At 37.5% G+C, this 16,448-nt stretch carries 16 protein-coding genes; 10 read left to right on the forward strand and 6 right to left on the reverse strand.

Annotation, left to right across the window (positions count from 1 at the left end):
- Positions 1 to 8 precede the first annotated feature (8 nt).
- The 8 genes from ACFO3O_RS04430 (at position 9) to ACFO3O_RS04465 (ending at position 5,979) form a co-directional block, all read left to right on the forward strand.
- Entirely contained in the window at positions 9 to 419 is a 411-nt protein-coding gene (locus ACFO3O_RS04430; RefSeq protein ID WP_379977331.1) for a hypothetical protein, read from the forward strand.
- Between the two features lie 122 nt (positions 420 to 541).
- A complete protein-coding gene (locus ACFO3O_RS04435) occupies positions 542 to 1,372 on the forward strand; it encodes a restriction endonuclease (protein ID WP_379977332.1) in 831 nt (276 codons plus the stop codon).
- Entirely contained in the window at positions 1,365 to 2,759 is a 1,395-nt protein-coding gene (locus ACFO3O_RS04440) for an MBL fold metallo-hydrolase RNA specificity domain-containing protein (protein ID WP_379977333.1), read from the forward strand. Before ACFO3O_RS04435 ends, ACFO3O_RS04440 begins: the two co-directional genes overlap by 8 nt.
- A 66-nt stretch (positions 2,760 to 2,825) precedes the next feature.
- A complete protein-coding gene (locus ACFO3O_RS04445) occupies positions 2,826 to 3,233 on the forward strand; it encodes a hypothetical protein (protein ID WP_379977334.1) in 408 nt (135 codons plus the stop codon).
- Between the two features lie 84 nt (positions 3,234 to 3,317).
- Positions 3,318 to 3,764 (forward strand): Hsp20/alpha crystallin family protein, encoded by a 447-nt coding sequence (locus ACFO3O_RS04450; protein ID WP_379977335.1) that lies wholly within the window; start codon positions 3,318 to 3,320, stop codon positions 3,762 to 3,764.
- Between the two features lie 114 nt (positions 3,765 to 3,878).
- Positions 3,879 to 4,325 (forward strand): hypothetical protein, encoded by a 447-nt coding sequence (locus tag ACFO3O_RS04455; protein ID WP_379977336.1) that lies wholly within the window; start codon positions 3,879 to 3,881, stop codon positions 4,323 to 4,325.
- A 4-nt stretch (positions 4,326 to 4,329) separates the two neighbouring features.
- Entirely contained in the window at positions 4,330 to 4,986 is a 657-nt protein-coding gene (locus tag ACFO3O_RS04460) for a hypothetical protein (RefSeq protein ID WP_379977337.1), read from the forward strand.
- 3 nt (positions 4,987 to 4,989) lie between these two features.
- Entirely contained in the window at positions 4,990 to 5,979 is a 990-nt protein-coding gene (locus ACFO3O_RS04465) for a 2-hydroxyacid dehydrogenase (RefSeq protein ID WP_379977338.1), read from the forward strand.
- Positions 5,980 to 6,155: 176 nt separating this feature from the next.
- On the opposite strand, the gene ACFO3O_RS04470 is transcribed toward ACFO3O_RS04465, so the two are convergent.
- The 4 genes from ACFO3O_RS04470 to ACFO3O_RS04485 are packed head-to-tail and all read right to left on the reverse strand — an operon-like array spanning position 6,156 to position 9,659.
- Entirely contained in the window at positions 6,156 to 7,034 is an 879-nt protein-coding gene (locus ACFO3O_RS04470) for a sterol desaturase family protein (RefSeq protein ID WP_379977339.1), read from the reverse strand.
- Between the two features lie 2 nt (positions 7,035 to 7,036).
- The gene (locus ACFO3O_RS04475; RefSeq protein ID WP_379977340.1) at positions 7,037 to 7,981 is read right to left on the reverse strand and encodes a sulfurtransferase; all 945 of its coding nucleotides are present in this window, start codon (positions 7,979 to 7,981) and stop codon (positions 7,037 to 7,039) included.
- A complete protein-coding gene (locus ACFO3O_RS04480) occupies positions 7,965 to 8,438 on the reverse strand; it encodes a monoheme cytochrome C (protein WP_379977341.1) in 474 nt (157 codons plus the stop codon). The genes ACFO3O_RS04475 and ACFO3O_RS04480 overlap by 17 nt, the downstream gene beginning before the upstream one ends.
- Positions 8,439 to 9,659 (reverse strand): sulfite oxidase, encoded by a 1,221-nt coding sequence (locus ACFO3O_RS04485; RefSeq protein ID WP_379977342.1) that lies wholly within the window; start codon positions 9,657 to 9,659, stop codon positions 8,439 to 8,441.
- A gap of 129 nt (positions 9,660 to 9,788) precedes the next feature.
- On the opposite strand from ACFO3O_RS04485, the gene ACFO3O_RS04490 reads away from it, so the two are divergent.
- Both ACFO3O_RS04490 and ACFO3O_RS04495 read left to right on the forward strand, forming a co-directional pair.
- Positions 9,789 to 10,346, forward strand: coding sequence for a YeeE/YedE family protein (locus ACFO3O_RS04490; protein ID WP_379977343.1), 558 nt, complete (start codon positions 9,789 to 9,791; stop codon positions 10,344 to 10,346).
- Positions 10,347 to 10,349: 3 nt separating this feature from the next.
- Entirely contained in the window at positions 10,350 to 10,763 is a 414-nt protein-coding gene (locus ACFO3O_RS04495; protein WP_379977344.1) for a DUF6691 family protein, read from the forward strand.
- Positions 10,764 to 10,935: 172 nt separating this feature from the next.
- Here the strand turns inward: ACFO3O_RS04495 and ACFO3O_RS04500 are convergent, their stop codons facing one another.
- Both ACFO3O_RS04500 and ACFO3O_RS04505 read right to left on the reverse strand, forming a co-directional pair.
- A complete protein-coding gene (locus ACFO3O_RS04500; RefSeq protein WP_379977345.1) occupies positions 10,936 to 12,078 on the reverse strand; it encodes an efflux RND transporter periplasmic adaptor subunit in 1,143 nt (380 codons plus the stop codon).
- A gap of 10 nt (positions 12,079 to 12,088) precedes the next feature.
- On the reverse strand, positions 12,089 to 16,423 hold the full coding sequence (locus ACFO3O_RS04505) for a CusA/CzcA family heavy metal efflux RND transporter (protein WP_379977346.1): 4,335 nt from the start codon (positions 16,421 to 16,423) through the stop codon (positions 12,089 to 12,091).
- Positions 16,424 to 16,448 lie beyond the last annotated feature (25 nt).

The following is a 16,448-nucleotide window of genomic DNA, read 5'->3' on the forward strand; positions in this document are numbered from 1 at the left end:
TTAGAAAAATGAAAAAAATTGGAATCTGGATGGATAAACGTGAAGCGCTTATCCTTCATATCACAGAAAATGGAGAACATTTTGAAACCATTCCTTCAGAAGTAGATAGCTTCCGGATTCATGGAGGGTCAGGAACTAGACTAAAGGGAGGACCACAAGATGTGGTACATGATAGTAAATATCTAGCACTTGAAAAAAAGCAATTGAGAAGTTATTTCAAAAATATTGTTGCACATACAGAAGATGCAGATCAACTAGCGCTCTTTGGACCTGCAGAAACCGCGGAGAAATTCAGAAAAGAACTCAAAGAAAGGTATGAGAAACTTTCGAGTAAAGTAGTTGCCCTGAAGACTGTCGATAGTATGACTGAAAACCAAACAAAAGCGTTGATTCGTGATTTCTTCAAAGAATACCGTTAGAATATAGAGTATTGTTTATACGCTTTCGCGAAAGCGTACCCATGCACTTCACAACAGAAAAGAAGCATTGCTTAAACCTAGATCAAATGTGCTATCAATGGTAAGACAATGCCATTACTTCAATGAAAGGAAAATCAATTATTAAGGTTCAAAAATCGTCAGGGGAGAAGGTAGATTTCTCGTTGCCGAAACTTAAGAAATCACTCCGGCATAGTGGTGCCAGTGAAAAGGATATTCAGCAAATTATAGACATTGTTCGCGATGAGTTGTATCAAGGTATTTCTACTAAAGAAATCTATAATCGAGCGTTTGTCCTCCTCAAAAAAAAGAAATCTGTTTTTGCCTCTAAATACAAACTCAAAAAAGCAATTTATGAATTAGGTCCAACAGGATTTCCTTTTGAGCATTTTATAGCAGAAATCCTAAGTCACTCAGGATATCAAGTGGCGGTAGGTCAATATGTAGAAGGCAAGTGTGTTTCCCATGAGATCGATGTAATTGCCACCAAGAATACAGAAAAACTATTTGTAGAGTGTAAATTTCATGGGGAAGAAGGTCGTAATTGTGATGTAAAAATCCCTTTATATATCCATTCTCGATATCAAGATCTAATGATAACTCAATCTCAAGACTGCAAAAATGCTGGTTGGGTAGCCACAAATACCCGTTTCACAAAAGATGCGATACAGTATGGTCAATGTGTAGGACTTTATCTGTTAAGTTGGGATTTCCCCAAAGGTAACGGTCTAAAAGATAGAATTGATAGAATTGGATTGTATCCTATCACCGTATTAACACTACTTTCTAATAGAGAAAAAGAGTTTTTATTAGATAGAGGTATTGTACTGTGTAAACAATTAATAGTAGCTGCTTTTTACTTAGACCATTTAGGAATTTCTGAAAAACGAAAAGAACATATTCTTAACGAACTAAAACTACTCTGTAATGCCTAACGCAACCTCTCTTCAAAAAATAAAAGTCCACTTTTTAGGAGCAGCAAAAACTGTCACAGGCTCTAAGTTCCTTATTGAAACCCCTACATTCAATATACTTATTGATTGCGGTATGTTTCAAGGGCTTAAAGAATTAAGAGAGCTAAACTGGGAACCTTTACCTTTTGATGTGTCTACTATAGATCTTGTTTTAGTAACCCATGGACACCTAGATCACACAGGATATTTACCAAGATTGGTAAAACAAGGCTTTAAAGGACAAGTTCTAGGAACATCTCCCACACTAGAAATCGCAGCTATTATTTTAAACGATAGTGCAAGAATACACGAAGAAGATGCAGAACGTGCCAACAAAGAAGGATTTACAAAACACCATCCTGCGCTCCCTTTTTATACTGAAAAAGAAGCACAAAAAACCATTACACAGTTTAAAGCCATCGAACCAGAAAAATGGATAGAATTACATGATAAAATTTATTGTAGATGGATGCCTGTTGGGCATATTATAGGTGCCACGTATATTGAATTAAAAATAAATGAAACCATTTTTGTGTTTTCGGGAGATGTAGGAAGACCTCACGATCTTTTATTAAGAGCTCCGAAAAAACCTGAATGGGCAGATTTCCTATTTTTAGAAAGTACCTATGGGGATAGATTACATCAAGAAGAAGACACAGATCAAAAATTAATAGATCTCATTAAAGAACTTGTCTACACACGAGGGACCCTTATCATACCAAGTTTTGCAGTAGAACGATTGCAAACATTAATGTATATCCTGTGGAAATTACATCTTAAAAACCGTATCCCCAATATTCCTGTGTATGTAGATAGTCCTATGGGAAATAATGTACTCTCTGTATTTGAACGCTTTCCAGAATGGCATAAAATAAGCCCAAAAGAATACAAAGCCATTTGTAATCATATTCATATTGTCACTTCCTACAAAGAAACCTGGGAAGTCATAGATAAACCTATTCCAAAAATTGTCATTGCAGGAAGTGGGATGGTCACTGGAGGACGCGTGCTTACCTATTTAAAACAACTTATCGATAATCCTACGACTCGTATATTATTGGTAGGATATCAAGCCGAAGGTACCCGAGGACGTCAATTACAAGAAGGCGTGCATGAAGTAAAAATTTATGGTAAATATTATCCTGTAAAAGCACAAGTACACCAAATACAGAGCCTCTCTGCGCATGGAGATCAAAAGGATTTAATCGATTGGGTAAGTGCCATAAAAAACATCCCGGAAAAAGTGTTCTTAGTGCATGGCGAAGCCAGTGCAAGCGACGCTTTCAGAGTAAAATTACAACATCATTTTCATTGGAATATAGAGATCCCAAAACTTCACCAGATTACTGAAATGTATATAGCTGATTAATGTCATAGTTTCCTTTTTGAAGAGGTTCTAATTTTGTCTTTTAATATAAAGATAGATCACGCGATTATGACAACACAGACCCAAAATATACAGAATGGCTATCACTCTGAAGCCAAAGAATGGAAATCAAATCTTTTATTTATTGAGACCGAACTTCACTTTATTGAGCAACTCATTCACTCCTATGTGTTTGAGCCCAATACGCCTAATCTTTTTGAACGTCTTGAGCATTTTAAAACGCAACTTCTAAACATCAAAACGCAGTATAAAAAGATACAAGAACGTGTAATCAGTTATGATAATGAATTGGGAGGGCTCTTGGAGTCTCATGATACAGAGCCTCTTGATCCATCAATGGAGAAAAAAAGGCAAAGGATTTCTGCAGATTACAATCAATTTATCACCACGTATAAAGCACTTAAATCTAATATTTTTGAGTATTGTGGAGGAATTTTAAAACGCAATAAAAAGTAGTTTTTCGATGTCTTACTGACCAATATCATAGTTTTCGATACACATTCATAGTACTTTTAAAGAAGTAATACTTAAAACTTTATTATGATGTCACTATTTAAATTTAACAGAAACAGATTCCCTTGGATAGACGGAGGGATTAATGACTTGATGAATTCAGATGGTTTTTTTGAGGATGACTTTTTTACAAGTAGGAGAAATATGCCAGCAATGAATGTAAAAGAAAGCGATGATCATTTTGAGATAGAACTAGCTGTTCCAGGATTCTCAAAAGAGGAGATTGATGTCACACTAGCAGATGATATTTTATCTGTAAGTGCCTCAAAAAAGAAAGAAGACGTAGAAGAAAAAGAAAATTATTCCCGTAAAGAATTTAGCTACGAAAGTTTCGAGCGCCAACTTCAAATACCTTCTACGGTTAACCAAAACCAAGAGGTGACTGCAAATTATCAGGACGGTATTTTAAAACTTACGCTTCAAAAAAACAAAGAACTAGAAATACCACAAAAACGTAAAATTGAAATTGCATAACGCACTAAATATGAGGCAACAAGTTTTATCTCACTGCCTCATATTTTTTATCTAAGGGTATAGTAATTATGTATACGCTTTCGCGAAAGCAAACTCATCCAAAAACAAAACACCATGTATACTAATCAATATAAATTCAAATATCTAGAATGGCATAGTCCAGAAGAAATTCATGAAACTACCATAAAATGGCAATCCACGCTCGATTTTGTAGAGGTGGAGTGGCTTTTCTTAAAAGAACTATTGAGCGATAATACGTTATTACTGCTGTCTGATGACCATTTTGATGAAGCTCAAAAATTGGTATCAAAATTACAAAGTTGTAAGCAAGAAATACCAGAGATACGCCAAATGTTAGTAGAACACCGCAATGCACTGGAAGTGCTTGTAGACGGGATTAATGAAAGCCAAAAAGAAAAAGCGTTTAAAGACAGACATCTTTTGCTGGAAATCAAATTAAATGACTTTAATGATAGGTACCGAGAAATCAAAACCGCCATTTTTGATCTGATGAAACATAGTTTTAAAAAAAGAAAACAAAAATCAATAGCAAGTAAATAATAATATGAGAAGGATTTTATATGGCTTTATAGGTAGTGTACTACTTCTTTTAACAAGTTGCATGTCAAGCGATTTGGTAGAGAATTGGAAAAACCCTGAAATTGATCTGTTTGCCGCAGAAAAAGTATTGGTTCTGGCAATGACAAACGATGTGGAGAATAGACAACGTTTTGAAAAAAAGCTCGTAGATGAACTTGAGAAGAAAGGAGTGAATGCCGTTGTAAGTGATCAGTTTTTTGATAAAGAGTATACCCAACGTCCCCATACGCAAGAAGAGTTAGATCTATTAGAAAATGCGATGTTAGAAGAAGGGTTTGATGCCATTCTAGTCTCAAAAATCATAGGCGCAGAAGACCGAAAAAGCTTATTACAGTCGTACGATGGTTTTGATACGCTCTTCAATAGTTTTGAAGAAGATTATTATACCAATCAAAAGATTTATGCAGAAGATGAGTATATGGATGTCTACACCGTGTATCATGCAGAATCTGCGCTATATTGTATTTGTCCTACCAAGGAGAGAGAAACTATTTGGAAGGGGAGTATAGATATCACGCAACCTGAGAGCACACGCAAGGCGATCAAAGATTATATTAAAATACTTCTTTGGGTACTTGAAGAACAACAATTACTTATTATAAATGATGGTAAGGGTATCTAATTTATGAAAACACTCATCTATTCTGCAAAAGATTTTGAAATCCCTTATTTAGAAAAGGCAAATCAGAAGACACATGATCTACATTTCACATCAGAACGACTCACAACACACACTGCCATGCTCGCTGTGGGGTATAGGGCGATCTCTATATTCTCGGCAGATGATGCGTCTCCTAATGTGTTAGAAAAATTGAAAGATTTTGGCGTGTCATACATCACGTTACGATCTGCTGGCTACGATAATGTAAGTCTTTTTAAAGCACAAAAATTAAAGATGCGTGTAGCCAACGCTCCTGAATATTCACCACATGCCATCGCAGAGCATGCAGTTACGCTTTTACTCGCCATCAACCGTAAAATTATTCTTGCGAATACACAAGTGCAACAATATGATTTTAGCCTTTCTAATCTCATAGGGATGGATTTAAAAGGAAAAACTGTAGGCATTATAGGAACAGGTCGAATAGGGGCTGTAATTGTTAAAATACTTCATGGTTTTGAAACAACCATTCTTGCTACCGATATTGTAGAAAGTAAAGATCTCGTTCGTGATTTTGGTATTACCTATATGCCTCTTAAAGAACTTTGCAAACAAAGTGATGTCATCTTATTAAGTGTTCCTCTTAATTCAGAAACCCATCACCTTATAGATAAAGAAACCCTTGCGTATATGAAGCCCAATGCATACCTGATTAATATCGCAAGAGGGGCAATTGTAGATACCAAAGCGGTATTAGAAAGCCTCGATACTAATAAATTAAATGGATATGCAACCGATGTATATGCGCATGAAAGTAGCATCTTTTTTTATGATCGGTCTTCAGATAAACCAGATGATCCACTTTTAGATCGACTATTACAGCACCCTAAAGTAATCCTCACCCCGCATCAAGCGTTTGCTACTCAAGAAGCGTTGTCTAATATCGCCAAAACAACAATCACAAATTTATCAAGTTGGGAAGCAGGGGAGAAGTCTAAAAATGAACTTAGCTAAACAATGCAGGAAGTATGATGATTGTAAATCAGTATTTATACGCTTTAACACTTCACTCTCCCTCTGATCGTGAATCTCACAAGTTCGCTTTCGCGAACCTGCCTGCCGGCAGGCAGGAGCGTACCCTAAAAATAAGACGAATAATATTCAATAAAGCCTACTAAAAGTACCCTTACCTAAGCCTCCTTTTCTTTCTTAAAACCATAGGTGTTTTGGTGGATAAAATCTTTAGGAAAGGTTTCATCTCCTGGAAAACCTAAAGGAATGGTCCCACTGTCTTCAGGGATATAATTAGTTTTAAAAATATAATCCCAAAGACTTAAGCTTATACCAAAATTGACACCGTATTTTCCTTCTGGTAAGTCATAGGCATGATGGTACAAATGCATGACAGGATTATTAATGATATATTTAAGAGGTCCCCACGTAATTTTAATATTGGAATGATTAAGATGACCGATCGCAATAGCAATAAAGTGTACAATGTAGGCTTGCTCAGGTTCAAACCCAAATAGGATCATCACTGCAAATGTCTTTAAGGGTTTGTATAAGATATTTTCCATCCAGTGATAACGTAAATGTGCTGCAAATCCCATCTCTTTGACACTATGATGTACTTTGTGAAATCTCCATAAAATAGGGTACTTATGGAGCAACGTATGGGTAAACCACTGCACAAAATCCAAGAGGATAAAGAATACAACCAACTGCAACCACATAGGCCAACTAGAGGGATTGATAAGAGCAAATGTTTTATCTGTAATACCCAAATCTTCAAAACCTACTTGCAATACTTTATAAAAACCACTAATGGCAATAGAGAAGAGGAAGAAATTAAAAAACATATAAAATCCATCTAGCCAAAAATCTTTTCTAAATATGGATTGATTTTTACGCCAAGGAAATACAATTTCCAAAAGCCATACAAAAAGGGAAATAGCAATGAGTCCCCAAAAATAATTGGTGTACCAAGGTACTTCAAAGAGAATGGACTTCCAGGTCCAATCTACCGTTCCGGTGAAAGCATTAATAAATGCATCTATATATCTATTCATAATTAATTAAATAAGGTTGTGACGCTGTCTTGTTCAGTAGGTAATTCGTCAAAATGACTCCATTCTGTCCAAGATCCATCATAATTTTTTACATTTTTATAACCCAATAGCTGTGTGAGTATAAAAGTGGTATGTGAAGAGCGAACCCCGCTATGGCAATACGCAATAATAGGATCACTTTTTGAAATTCCCAACTCGCTATATAATTGATTCAATTCTTCTGTGGGTTTTATTTTTTTATCACCATGATAATGAACAGCTAGCGACCAATCTATGTGTTTGCTGTTCGGAATTCTACCTCCTTTTGCAGCCCCTTTTTTTTGTCTTTTACCCGTGAACTCATCATAAGATCTTGTGTCTAGAATGATTGTGTTATCTGTAATTGCTTCTTCCATTTCAGTTTTAGAGACATAATACTTCATAGAAGGTGTGTCTGTCAATTTAAATACGGTCTTTGTTACTTTTGGAACCTCTTTTGACACCATACCGCCCTTATTTTTCCAATCGGTGATTCCGCCATGAAATAATTTTACATTTGTAAAATCATAATTCTGCAAAATCCACCATAATCTTGAAGAATCGCACAATGCGTTATCATCATAAATGATGATAGTATCATTGGTGTCAATACCTAGATCACTAAAAAGTGTTTCTAGTTGTTCTCTTCCAGCCATCATCCCATTGTAAGGATAGGTAGGATCCTCAACATCTGTACGCCATATATGTAAAGCACCTTCTATGTGCTCTTGGTTGTAAATTTCTGCTTTTCTGAAATCTATGATTTTAATTGTAGGTTCCTTTGCAATTTTTAGAAGCTCGTCTACTTCGATAATGTAGTTGTTTTCTATACTTTCTGTTGTTTGATCAGGAACATGAATAACGGTAGCCTTCTCCTTTTTACAGGCAGACAACACAAGTAAAAGTACTATACTAATCCTCCAGTTCATACCATTCTATATTAGTTAATGACGCTCGTCTTCCTTTATCTTCTACGGGATAATTTGTCACCAGATAGTTGACAATAATTTCTTGATTATTTCCCAGGTCCCATAAATTTTGAGTTTCTTGCATCCATCGTATCGTGGCATTCCATCGCTCCTTACTCATTCTATTTTGTGTCACTAATTTTGAGGAGTGGCAATTCGTACAATTATTAATCACTGTCATTAATCCTTCGGCATCGATAAAACCTGTCCGCACATGAATCCCATTTTCGATGAGGTCTTCATCAATTTCTTCAACAGCGACATAAGTTTCAGAATCGTCATTTTTAAAAGCTGAAAAATCAGGATCTATCATGGCATATATCAATACACCGCCTACAATGGCAATTAAGCTATATACCAGTAGCATCATGTGATATACAGCCCTAACGTATTCTTTGAATTTTTCTTCCTTGCCCATTTATGAAACTTTGATCGCGATTCTATGACACGCATTATTCAAATATCCCTTAGGATTCCATCCAGGTAATAACATGGGTTGTGCAACCCCTCGTGCATCGGTGGCTCTTGCCCATACTTCATAATATCCTTTTTTAGGAAAATCAACAGTTGCCGAAAAATGTTGCCAAGCCAGACGATTTGCAGGCTTTTCAATAGGACATATTTGCCAAGTAGCTCCAAAATCTATGGAGTATTCCATTTTTGAAACCTCAAGTTCTCCTGCCCACGCGTGACCTCTAATTTTTAATGTTTTTCCTTTTTTGATTGTAGCCCCTGTTTTTGGGTAGGTGATCAATGACTTTACAGGCATAGATTCAATAATGCACATATCTTCATCTTTCACCGTTTCTCCTGGAGCGACAGGTTCACAAGGAACGCGATACGCAGTTCCTGTCATTTTTGTACCATCGTGTACTTTATTCCTGATGCTAATGCGTTCTATCCATTTACCAGAAACAGAGGCAGGCCATCCACCAGCAACCAAACGCAAGGGATATCCGTGCGCCAACGGAATGTCTTCTCCATTCATTTTAAACGCAAGTAAGGTTTCGTCTTGAAGCGACTTGATCATTGGAGCGCCTCTTGAAATAGGTTCTTTTTTAGGATCTCTGCTTAAGTGCTCATCTACAGCGTGATATCCAATGTAAACAGCATCTTCTTTGATGCCCGCATCTTCTAGTACATCTTTTAAGCGAACACCCGTCCAAGTAGCACAATGGACAGCACCAACGGTCCATTGGTTTCCTTTAGCAGGCGGATTAAATTCACTTCTTCCGTTTCCTCCACATTCTAAGGTTAATTGATAACTATACTGCTTAAATTTAGTTTTTAGTTCAGCCAGCGTATATGTTTTTTGAGTAATCACAGATTCCCCATCTATTGTAAGCGTCCATGTGGAGGCATCAATACCTTCAGGGATAAGTCCATTATTTCTGATGAACATAGCTGAGTTGGGTGTGATGTTATCGTCTAGTAGATGTGCTTGGGCTTCAATATTCCAAGGTTTGTCATTTAAGACGACCATTTCTTTGTTCTTTTGGAACATTTTAAAGGGGTCAGGGTCTTGTATAGCAAGGGGTTGGTATCCATCCAGCATATTAGATCCAAAAACAATTTCGGCACCTATGAGTGTCGCAAACGAACTTAACGTGGCTCTTTTAACAAAATCTCTTCTCTTCAAAATAGTGTGATTTAAAACATTTCTTCTGTAAAAACATACTAATATATGATTTTCAAAACACACATTATGTAACATAGGTTACTTATAGATCATTTTAATTAGCTTTATTTTGCAGTTAAAATAAATGAAATGAATTGGATTTTTGAACCCTGGCCTTGGTATGTATCTGGGCCTATGATTGCCTTTATTATGCTCTTGCTTTTAATGGTAGGTAAGAATTTTGGAATGTCTGCAAATCTCAGAACCATGTGTACAATTTGTGGCGCAGGGACTAAAGCTGATTTCTTTAAATTTGATTGGAAGTCTCAAAAATGGAATTTAGTCGTTGTACTCGGTGCTATTATCGGCGGATTTATAGGTTCACATTTTCTAAGCACAGACACCGCTGTAGCCATCAACCCCGATACCATATCGGACCTCAAAACACTAGGTTTTGAAAGTGCAGGTGCAGCATACCTTCCTACAGAATTATATGATATGAATGCCTTGCTATCTTTTAAAAGCATTGCGATATTGATTGTAGGAGGTCTTTTGGTAGGATTTGGAACTCGATATGCTGGTGGTTGTACCTCTGGACATGCGATATCAGGATTAAGTAATTTACAACTACCATCTCTTATTGCAGTAATAGGCTTTTTTATTGGCGGCCTTATTATGATTCATTTTCTTTTCCCAATTTTATTTTAAATTATGAGAACATTTATTTACCTATTGATCGGAATCCTTTTTGGAATCACTATGTTTAAATCAGAAGCGGCCTCTTGGTTTCGTATCTATGAAATGTTCAAGTTTGAATCTTTTCACATGTATGGTATCATTGGATCGGCGCTCGTGACAGGTATTATTGTAGTACAACTCATAAAAAAGTTTAATATCAAATCCTTTTACGGCGAGACTATACTCTTTCCTCCCAAGGCAAAAAGTGTTGCTCGCTATTTGATTGGAGGTATTATTTTTGGATTAGGTTGGGCGTTAGCTGGCGCATGTCCGGGACCTATGTTCACATTAGTAGGCGTAGGCTACATTCCCATACTTATCGTGATTGCAGCTTCTATTTTGGGCACTTTTATATACGGAGTACTAAAAGATAAGTTACCTCATTAAACGAGTAATATACGCTAAACAAATCATGTGTTTTTCACTTTCGTGAAAGCATTCTCTCATCCACTTTAAAGGGACCTTACTATTCAAAATTATAATTGATACATATTTGAACTGATCATACGATATTGTATGATCAGTTCAAACAGTATTCGGAGACTTTTATGTGAGCATATTACTCATCACCAATCAAACTAAATGCTCCACGTATTAAAAATAGAGAACTTTCGATTTCATTTGTATTTTTTAGAGATACGAAACCATCATAAGTATCTTCATCATCCATTTGCAACTGATTAAAATAAAACCCTTCCTCAGTCTCCTGATCGAGTTGTAAGGCATAAATTAGCTCACCCACTTCTACAAATGCTGTTTCTGGCAACGCTTTCGCGAAAGCGGACTCTGTAATAATCCTTGCTTCCACAAACATACCTGTTAAGAAGTTTACCCCTTCCTCATTTTCTAAATGCCCGTGCACTTTGATTGTTCTATTATCCTCAATGGCAGTACCTATCAGATGCACTTTTGCTTTATAGGTTTCTGTAGATGATTCTGGAATTTTGAAATCGATTTCTTGCCCTTTTTTCAATTTCATGATGTCTTTTTCAAACACCGATAATTCCAGATGAATATGATCATTATCTATGATTTCTAGGATGGCGGTGGCAGGGGAAACATAGGTACCTCTAGTCACGTTAACCTTTGTAATACTTCCCGAAATAGGGGCATAAATAGTCACCACAGAACTAATATTTCCTGCTTCTACGGAAGCAGGGGAGATATGAAGCATCTGCAATTGCTTGCGTAATCCATTGTGGCGTGCTTTGGCAGTTTTATAGGCACTTTCTGCTTGTAGAAAACTTTTCTGAGACGTAATATTCTCTGCATTCATCGTTTGCTGTCTCTCAAATTCAGAGCGTAAGTAGGTGAGTTGCTCATGCACTTCCATATACTCCTGTTGTAACGATACAAAATCTGGATTTTCAATAGAGACGAGTGCTTGACCTTTACGGACTTTATCACCTATGAGTAAGGGCGTGGTCTTAATATACCCACCCATTGTGGCAGTAACAACAGCCCGATTTTCTGGTGGTACGTCTATCATTCCTGTCGTTTTTACCGTCATAGGAAATGATTTTTCTTCAATACTTCCCAGCGCCATGTCGCTGTTTTTAAATTGTGCTTTTGAAACAAAAATCCGAGCATCAGTGATGGCTTCCTGCATTTCTACTTGTCCATTGCTAACATCTTTATCGCCGCATGCTAGAAGTGAAAGAGTGATAGTGAATAGGGCTATGTGATATATAATACGTTGCATAAAGCTTGATTTATAAGGTTAAATGATTGATGTTGATGATGATGGTATTGTATTCATTGAGCTTGTCTAGGTACTCGAGTTTGACCTCATACGCACTTTCCAAGCTTTGGATGTATTGGAAGAAATCTATTTCGCCATTTCTAAAACTACTGTTTGCTGTTTTTAGAATCTCATCAGACAATGCCGTACCTTCTTCTTCATAATAGGTAAGTGCTGTGCGTACCTGTTCTAATTGCATGTGAAGCGCATCAAATTTTGCTTTGAGTTGAATGGTATATTCATTAGATACTTCCGTAGCGATTTCTTCGGCAATACCCGCGGCTTTGATTCTCGCGGATTGTCCTCCAAATAAAAGCGGAATCTTAATACCTACCTGGTAGCCATATAAATTTGTATTCAGCCCCTCGTTGGTACCTTGGAAATAATTGAGACTAATGTCTGGCAAAAGCTGTTGTTTCTCCAACTTTCGTTGGGCTTGTAATAGCAAAATTTTATGTTGATAATACAGCATCTCTGCATTGGTACTCACATCAATGGTTTTGAGAGGTACTTTTAAAATAGGCTCTCTTGCAATGACCAGTGAATCTTTAGGTTGCACCACCTTTATAATGTCATTGTATGCCAGTAGTACACTCTTTTGAGACGCTATATAACTAAGATTGATTTGCTTTTGCTTAGAAATAGCCGTAATCTTTTCTAGATAATTCGTTTCACCCAGCTCAAAACGTCTCGCAGCAATGATAGCAAAATTTGAGTATAAGCTATCCAACGTTTTCAGGACACGTTCTTTTTCTTTTGCGACTTGATAGGTATAATAAGCACTTGACAAATTCCGCTCTATTGCTTTCTTTTGGATATCATAGCGGTTGGTAGTTATCACAACATTTGCTTGATTCACTTTCTTTTCAGAGAAATACACCGTTGGGAATCTAAAATCTTGCTGAATGCCAAAAACACGAATCGGTTCATTATTCACCGCCAAATTATTTTCATCAAACTCATAATATACCTGTGTTTTGTCAAAGCTAAACGCACTATTAACAAGCGCATCCGATTGTGCTATTTCAAGCCGATTCCCTTGTAGCCCTGCATTATTTTCAAGCGCTAATGGGAGTAAAGCCTCAAGATTCATGGGATTTTCTTGTGCATTACTAGTCATAGTCACAAGAAGTAAGAGTACGGATATCGTAGCCGCCTTTTTGCCATTAGCACCTGTCTTTTCCTCTTTTGGACTATTAAAATAGGCATATAAAACAGGAAGTACGACGAGGGTAAGTAAGGTAGCGGTAATCAATCCACCGATTACCACAGTTGCTAATGGGCGTTGTACTTCGGCACCTGCATTGGTGGAGATTGCCATAGGCAAAAATCCTAAGGCTGCTGCCATTGCTGTGAGTAGTACGGCACGCAATCTATCTTTTGTTCCTTGTTTGATCAGTGCTTCCATAGTGTCAAATGTTCCTTCCTTTTTAAGTTCTTTAAAATGCTCAATCAGTACAATTCCGTTTAAAACGGCAATTCCAAAAAGGGCAATAAAACCAACCCCTGCCGAGATACTAAAAGGCAAATCCCGAATCCATAATAAAAAGACACCCCCTACCGCAGAGAGCGGAATCGCAGAGTAAATCATCAAAGCCTCTTTCACCGATTTAAACGCGAAGTAGAGTAAGATAAAAATGAGAATCAGCGCGATAGGTACGGCTACCATGAGTCGCGCTTTGGCGCTTTGAAGATTTTCAAATTGTCCACCATACGTGATGGTGTATCCTACGGGTAGTTTGATGCGATCGTTGATTAATTGTTGTACATCATCTACGACAGATTGTAGATCTCGATTACGAACATTAATCCCCACTACGATTCTGCGTCGGGTGTCGTCTCGGGATATTTTGGCAGCTCCTTTTTGATAGGTAATCGTTGCTAATTCATGCAACGGAACTTTTCCACCACTCGGCACATCGATGTAAAGATTTTTTAAATTATCAATATCTTGTCGCTTTTGCTTATCCAATCTCACTACAAGATCAAAACGTTTTTCACCTTCAAAAACACTTCCCGTGCTTTTGCCAGCAAAGCCCATAGCAACCATATCATTAACCTCTTGGATATTGAGGCCATAGCGTGCAATTTTTCGTCTATCAAATGTTACATTCATTTCTGGAAGACCTGCTATTTTTTCAACGGAGACATCTGCTGCTCCTGGCACATCTTTAATCAAATCGCCTATTTCGTTTCCTTTTTTGGCCAATATATCAAGGTCATCACCAAAAATCTTAATCGCAATATCTGCTCGTACTCCTGTGATAAGTTCGTTAAAACGCATTTCGATAGGTTGTGTAAATTCGACCTCCATCCCAGGAATAATAGCCAGTGCTTCTTTAAATTGATCGGCGAGTGCATCTTTAGAAGTCGCAGAGGTCCATTCACTTTTGGGTTTTAGAACAATAATGACGTCACTTTCTTCCATAGACATGGGGTCTGTGGGTACCTCGGCGGCACCAATTCGGGTGACGACTTGCTTTACTTCGGGGAATTGTTCGAGTAAAATCTGTTCAATTTCAGTAGTGATTTTCACGGTATTGCTTAAAGAGGTTCCTGTTTTAAGCACAGGCTGAATCACAAAATCGCCTTCGTCTAATGTGGGTACAAATTCGCCACCCATCGTCGCATACAGATATACAGAAATCGCTAGTAAAAGCCCTGCAATACCCAACACCCATCGTTTACTTGCTAATGCCCAATGAATCACAGGCGCATATAATTTATTTAGCCATTTCATGAGGCGTACGGAGATATTTTTGTCTGATGCCTTCGAAGGTTTTAGAAATAAAGAAGCGGCTACAGGCACATACGTAAAGCACAATAACATGGCGCCAATTAAGGCAAAACTAAAGGTAAGTGCCATCGGTTTAAACATTTTACCCTCCACGCCAGAAAGCGAGAGAATAGGAATGAATACTATTAAAATAATGAGTTGCCCAAAAATAGCTGAGTTCATCATCTTTGAGGCTCCTAGAGATGCGATCTTATCTTTAAAAGCTTGTTGGTCCGCTTTCGCGAAAGCGTATAACTCCTCTTTCTTTTGCATCATTTGAAAGGCGATAAACTCGACGATAATGACCGCCCCGTCAATAATGATCCCAAAATCAATAGCACCTAGACTCATCAAGTTGGCATCTACGCCAAAAATATACATCAACGACAATGCAAACAGTAAACACAAGGGAATCACGGAGGCCACGACCAATCCAGAGCGTAGATTTCCTAAGAGCAATACCACCACAAAAATCACAATCAAACACCCTAAAATGAGATTTTCAGAAACTGTGAACGTTGTTTTGGCAATGAGTTCGCTCCGATCCAAAAATGCATTGATATAGACCCCTTCTGGCAGGGACTTTGACATCAAATCCACACGTTCCTTGACAGCTTCGATGACTTTTTTAGAATTCGCATCTTTAAGCATCATGACTTGCCCGAGTACTTTTTCACCTTCGCCATTGCCAGTGATGGCTCCAAAACGCGTAGCACTCCCAAAGCCGACTGTAGCGACATCTTTTATGTAAATAGGGAAGTTTTTGTCGTTCTTTACAACAATGTTATTGATGTCTTCTAATGAAGAAATTAAACCTTCACCTCGAATAAAAAAAGCCTGATTGACCTTCTCAATATACCCACCACCAGAGATACTGTTGTTCATTTCTAGCGCAGTAAATACCTCACTGGCTGTAATATCCATGGCATGTAACTTGTCGGTGTCAATGGCAACCTCGTATTGTTTTAAAAAACCTCCCCAAGTATTGACTTCCACGACACCGGGAATTCCAGAAAGTTGGCGTTTAACAATCCAGTCTTGGATGGTTCTCAGATCTTCGGCAGTGTATTGGTCTTTGAATTCAGGTTTGACATCAAGGATGTATTGATAAATTTCGCCCAACCCTGTGGTAATAGGGCCCATTTCTGGCGTTCCAAAGCCTTCAGGAATTTTCTCAGAAGCCGATTTTATTTTTTCGGCAATCAGCTGTCTAGGTAAATAGGTGCCCATGTCGTCGTTAAAAACGATGGTCACTACAGACAAGCCAAATTTAGACACCGAACGAATCTCCTGAACGCCTGGTAAATTAGCCATTTCTAGCTCTACCGGGTAGGTGATAAACTGTTCCATGTCCTGCGTAGACAGGTTGCGGGAGGTCGTAATGACTTGCACCTGATTGTTTGTCACATCAGGGACAGCGCCGATGGGAATTTGGGATAAGGAATACAATCCAAACCCGATAATAAAGATGGTACATAAAAGAACAATGAACTTATTCTTTATACTGAAATTGATAATATAGGATAACATTTTTCATAAAATAATAAACATGAAC

The sequence above is a fragment of the Dokdonia ponticola genome, from assembly GCF_042653865.1.
In the GTDB taxonomy this organism is placed as follows: Bacteria; Bacteroidota; Bacteroidia; order Flavobacteriales; family Flavobacteriaceae; genus Dokdonia; species Dokdonia ponticola.